This window comes from Bacillus sp. P4_D3 (assembly GCF_056401855.1).
The window spans coordinates 1-4159 of record NZ_JBFUIN010000275.1 but is presented as its reverse complement, the minus strand read 5'-3'; the positions used below and the strand labels follow the sequence as shown (position 1 = coordinate 4159).

The 4159-nt window shown below is 33.7% G+C and carries 8 protein-coding genes; 7 read left to right on the top strand and 1 reads right to left on the bottom strand.

The features are described 5' to 3' along the window. From AC1DTM_RS19195 to AC1DTM_RS19175, 5 genes are all read left to right on the top strand, one after another. On the top strand, positions 1-80 hold an 80-nt coding region (locus tag AC1DTM_RS19195), incomplete at its 5' end, for a vitamin B12 dependent-methionine synthase activation domain-containing protein (protein ID WP_477000665.1). 18 nt (positions 81-98) lie between these two features. Then, complete coding sequence (locus AC1DTM_RS19190) at positions 99-1157, top strand: undecaprenyldiphospho-muramoylpentapeptide beta-N-acetylglucosaminyltransferase (protein WP_088079372.1); 1059 nt, start codon at positions 99-101, stop codon at positions 1155-1157. A gap of 242 nt (positions 1158-1399) precedes the next feature. After that, positions 1400-1642, top strand: coding sequence for a DUF3966 domain-containing protein (locus tag AC1DTM_RS19185; protein WP_088099555.1), 243 nt, complete (start codon positions 1400-1402; stop codon positions 1640-1642). A 97-nt stretch (positions 1643-1739) separates the two neighbouring features. Continuing rightward, a complete protein-coding gene (locus tag AC1DTM_RS19180; protein ID WP_002111842.1) occupies positions 1740-2117 on the top strand; it encodes a nucleoside 2-deoxyribosyltransferase in 378 nt (125 codons plus the stop codon). Positions 2118-2226: 109 nt separating this feature from the next. Beyond that, entirely contained in the window at positions 2227-2715 is a 489-nt protein-coding gene (locus tag AC1DTM_RS19175) for a hypothetical protein (RefSeq protein WP_016106156.1), read from the top strand. A 34-nt stretch (positions 2716-2749) separates the two neighbouring features. On the opposite strand, the gene AC1DTM_RS19170 is transcribed toward AC1DTM_RS19175, so the two are convergent. Next, positions 2750-3061, bottom strand: coding sequence for a hypothetical protein (locus AC1DTM_RS19170; protein ID WP_002160479.1), 312 nt, complete (start codon positions 3059-3061; stop codon positions 2750-2752). A 252-nt stretch (positions 3062-3313) separates the two neighbouring features. Between AC1DTM_RS19170 and AC1DTM_RS19165 the strand changes: the two genes are divergently transcribed. Together AC1DTM_RS19165 and AC1DTM_RS19160 are read left to right on the top strand one after the other, a co-directional pair. Further along, on the top strand, positions 3314-3529 hold the full coding sequence (locus AC1DTM_RS19165) for a DUF3912 family protein (RefSeq protein ID WP_002160480.1): 216 nt from the start codon (positions 3314-3316) through the stop codon (positions 3527-3529). A gap of 86 nt (positions 3530-3615) precedes the next feature. Then, a complete protein-coding gene (locus AC1DTM_RS19160; RefSeq protein WP_016106155.1) occupies positions 3616-4008 on the top strand; it encodes a hypothetical protein in 393 nt (130 codons plus the stop codon). The last annotated feature ends 151 nt before the right edge of the window (positions 4009-4159 follow it).

The window sequence follows — 4159 nt, the reverse complement described above, 5'->3', positions numbered from 1 at the left end:
GATTTATGATGGAGCCAGAAGCGTCTGTAACGGCTATGGTATTTTCTCACCCTGAGGCAAGGTATTTTAGTGTACTATAGTGTAGAAGGGGGAGACGTATGAAAAAAATAGTCTTTACAGGTGGCGGTTCGGCAGGGCATGTAACGCCTAATTTAGCAATTATTCCACATTTACAAAAGCAGAACTGGGGTATCTCTTATATTGGTTCTCATCAAGGGATTGAGAAAACGATTATAGAAAAAGAAGGAATTCCGTATCATAGTATTGCAAGCGGGAAGCTACGTCGTTATTTTGATTTAAAAAATATAAAAGATCCTTTTCTCGTGATGAAGGGTGTTATGGATGCGTACGTAACAATTCGTAAACTAAAACCGGATGTTATTTTTTCAAAAGGTGGTTTCGTATCCGTACCAGTCGTAATTGGAGGATGGCTAAATAGGGTGCCAGTTTTATTACATGAATCTGATATGACACCTGGACTAGCAAATAAAATTGCGCTCCGTTTTGCCTCGAAAATATTTGTTACATTTGAAGAAGCTGCGAAGCACTTACCGAAAGAAAAAGTAATATATACAGGATCGCCTGTACGTGAAGACGTACTAAGAGGAAATCTTGAAAAAGGTTTAAAGTTTCTAGGGTTTTCCCGTAAGAAATCAGTTATTACTGTTATGGGAGGAAGTTTAGGAGCAAAGAAAATTAATGAAACGGTTCGGTCGGCACTTCCAGATCTTCTGAAAAATTATCAAATTGTGCATCTTTGCGGAAAAGGAAATCTTGATGAATCCTTACAAAATACAGAAGGATATAGACAATTTGAATATGTACATGGAGAGTTGCCGGATATATTAGCAGCAACAGATTTTGTCATTTCACGTGCGGGATCCAATGCGATTTTTGAATTTTTAACAATGCAAAAGCCGATGGTTTTAATTCCGTTATCGAAATTTGCAAGCCGTGGAGATCAAATTTTAAATGCTGAATCCTTTGAAAGACAAGGGTATGCATCGGTATTATACGAAGAGGATGTAACGGTGAACTCGCTTATAAAGCATATAGAAGAGCTATCTCATAATAATGAGACGTATAAAACAGCATTAAAAAAATATAATGGAAAAGAAGCGATTAAAACTATCATTCAACATATTTCAGAGGCATGATTAAACAATCATGTCTTTTTTAGTAGGATGAAAGATTCCAAGAATTGATATTTTTATGTTACAATAAAGTGAAACTTTAATCAGTGGGGGGGCATCCCCCACTGATTATTAGTTGAACCAATCGGGCTTTTACGGGCAGTTAATCCCACATCTAACTTCTTTGTTTTTGCTGAATTTTGAGGTGGGGGTCTTACTGCCCGTTAATGCGGGATAACAAATGGTTAATAGGGAAATTCCAATTGATTAAGCGTGAAAATACGAATGGATTAGGAGTGACTGTGTTGGAGCTAAGTCTCTATGAAAATACTGCACTTATTATATGCTTTGTGTTGTACGTTGGTAGTGTTATTGTTTATATTTCACGGAAATTTTCACAAGAACGAGAGCTTGAAAAATCAGAAATAACAGCTGAACTAGAAATGTTAGCTGATGAAAGTTATAAAAAGAAAAAAATAAAAGAAGACCATGAAGCACCCCATCATTGAAACGAAAATAAGTTCTAAAGATGGKGATTTTTTTTGGAAAAATCCCATTAACGCTAAAAAAGGAGTTTCCCCATACATATTGAAGGAGTGGATATAAATGAAATTTTATATTGCTTCAGGATTTCAAAATAAACATCTTGTTCGTTTCGTATCAAGCCAGTTGAAAGAAGTGGGATGGCAGCATACATATGATTGGACGAAAAATGAAAGAGCAACCAATAGAGAACAATTGCAAAAGATTGGTGAAGAAGAACAAGAAGCGATTCGAGAAGCTGATGTCTTCTTACTCATACTAAATGGTGGAAATGGAAGTCATACAGAATTAGGGATGGCAATTGCTTTAGAAAAGAAAATTTATATATATCACAAGGGCAATGAGTTGCAAACTACATTCTACCATTTACGAGAAGTTGATATTTTCGAAGGAGAAATTGAGGGGCTTGTCTCATATATATTGAATAAAGTGGAATGTTAGACGTGGGAATGTAGCGAGAAATATTTCTTGTAAAAAAAAGAGTGAAGGTTACCATTAGGCTATTTTGGGCACAGTTATTATAAGTAAAGCATATAAAGGAGTTATAAATATGAAATTAGAAAATGGATGGGAAACAAGTTTTTTAGAAGTTGTACAAAACAGTGAATTTAAGAAAGATGCAATTCTTAGTCAATTACTTTTTGCAGATAGTGAAGAAGTAGAAGAGCTTGTTGATGATTACGGTTATGAAGAGATTATTGAACGCGAACATGATGATGAGTTAGCAGGAATTTTAGGAGAAGAACTTTTTAGTGAGATGGAGCGAAACGTATTCTTAGCTTCACAGCCAGAAGAAAAACTGATTTCATTCGTAAATGGATTAGGTTTTCACGTGTTAGATTGGATCGTGCTTCTTGAAACAGAATTTGGCATTGATAGCGCAAATTTCACATCGGATGCAGTGAAAATGTTAGAAAATCGTTTTAGACAGTTTCCATACATAGAAGATAAAACGATTTTTGATATGACTTTTGGAGAGGTAATGGATGTATTACAATCCATTACAGGATTACAATTGAAAGAAAAGATGAACATATAAAGAAAAAGAACGTGAGGATATCACGTTCTTTTTTTTACATAATAATAATTTTATCATCTAGCTTTGTTTGTCCAGTAAGAAGTGCATTTAAATACTCTACTTTTCGTATGCAAGCTTGTATATGTCTTTCAACCTCTTGTAACTCTGCTTGGTGATGCGTTTCAATTGGATGAATTTGTACGTTAAATTTTTCGAATTGACTACTATATGTTATTGCTGCATAGCCGCTCATAATATCGGTTTCGTTATGAAATAAAAATTGCTTCGTTTCTTCACAGAATGATACATCCTGAAAGCCATATACTTTTAATGCTTCAATTACTTTTTTAATCATGTTTGTATTCATTTTTTAACCCTCTTTACGAAGTTCTACTTTTATATTATAACATAAAAAGTTACGTAGAAAGCGCTTCCAAGTGTATTTTATTATAATCTTTACGTTTTAATCATAAAAATGAAACAAAGAAAAAATAATTGTAAAGAAGGAAGGACTCTTTTATTGTTTCGTCATATATATAGAGAAATAGTGCAATGAAAGGAAATTTTCCGAGGTGGAGATTGTATTTCCAATTTGAGCGCAGTAAAAGAGGTGAGAATCTTGAACTTTGATATTGTAGGACAAAAAGCATATATAAAAGATGGGCCGCATCGGAACCGAATTGGAACTGTAAAGAAAAATGAAAAACAATTAGAAACCCACTTTGCTATTGTAATTGGGGAACAAAGTATTGCTGTAGAGCTAAAGGATATCGTGTTAGTTGGAGTAGATGTAGGACAATTTCATACATGGTGCGAGCAAAATGGTTATTTGTAAAAGGACGGGCTGTGAGATAATGAAATATATTTGAGAAAAGAGAATATGTTATTGTATTCTCTTTTTCTGTGTGTAAGGAGGCGGAAATGAAGTATAAAGAACAAAATTTTACATTGGAATTGAAAGAGAAAATTCAATGCATGGAAAAGGAAATAGAGCGAATATCACTTAAACTTTGTAAAGAGTATTCACATTTATACATAGAAAAAAATATGAAATTATGTATGGAATTTGCAAGAGATAAGGAGAATCCCTTTGAAATGGGCTATTATTCATCAGTTTCTATAGCGGTATTAGATGAAGAAGAGGAGATGATTGAATTTTACATCATTCCAATTTGGAAATGCGAAAATGTTTTTTTAGGAATGCCAATTCAATCGAGAATATTGGGGAGTAAGAAAATAGGGGAACTTGTTGATGAATCTTACTATGAGATTGAAGAGGAGTTAAAAGAGCAACTAGAAGAATACTTGGAGTGATAACTTTCAAGATAAGATGTATAGAGATGGAATATAATAAAAAAAGACGCTAACTGATATTATCCCCTTTAAGTAGACAGTGTAAAAAGACCATGCACATACATGGATGTTACACTATTACTTGGAGGGGATTTTTCATGACTAAAAAAGG

Coding starts and splice junctions, on each gene's coding strand:
- AC1DTM_RS19190 (WP_088079372.1), top strand. CDS start 99: ATGAAAAAAATAGTCTTTACAGGTGGCGGTTCGGCAGGGCATGTAACG.
- AC1DTM_RS19180 (WP_002111842.1), top strand. CDS start 1,740: ATGAAATTTTATATTGCTTCAGGATTTCAAAATAAACATCTTGTTCGT.
- AC1DTM_RS19170 (WP_002160479.1), bottom strand. CDS start 3,061: ATGAATACAAACATGATTAAAAAAGTAATTGAAGCATTAAAAGTATAT.
- AC1DTM_RS19160 (WP_016106155.1), top strand. CDS start 3,616: ATGAAGTATAAAGAACAAAATTTTACATTGGAATTGAAAGAGAAAATT.
- AC1DTM_RS19175 (WP_016106156.1), top strand. CDS start 2,227: ATGAAATTAGAAAATGGATGGGAAACAAGTTTTTTAGAAGTTGTACAA.